Annotated in this window: 1 protein-coding gene; it reads left to right on the forward strand. The window is 59.7% G+C overall.

What is annotated here, in order from left to right; translation table 11 throughout:
- On the forward strand, nucleotides 1–288 hold a 288-nt coding region (locus tag PZE06_RS29005; protein WP_275792540.1), incomplete at both ends, for an ATP-binding cassette domain-containing protein.

Raw genomic sequence — 288 nt, forward strand, 5'->3', positions numbered from 1 at the left:
CCAAAACGAGATGCCTTCGCGTGCCTACCTATCGGCCTTCGGCTTCAAGGGCCCGGATCAGCAAAAGCCGTCCAAGGTGCTCTCCGGTGGTGAGCGCAACCGTTTGAACTTGGCGCTGACCCTGAAAGAGGGCGGTAACCTGATCCTCCTTGACGAGCCGACCAACGACTTGGATGTGGAAACCCTCGGCTCGCTGGAAAACGCGCTCGAGAAGTTCCCGGGCTGTGCCGTGGTCATTTCCCACGACCGCTGGTTCTTAGACCGCACCTGTACCCACATCTTGGCCTG

The sequence above is a fragment of the Robertmurraya sp. DFI.2.37 genome (assembly GCF_029211245.1).
In the GTDB taxonomy this organism is placed as follows: domain Bacteria; phylum Bacillota; class Bacilli; order Bacillales; family Cytobacillaceae; genus Robertmurraya; species Robertmurraya methanolica_A.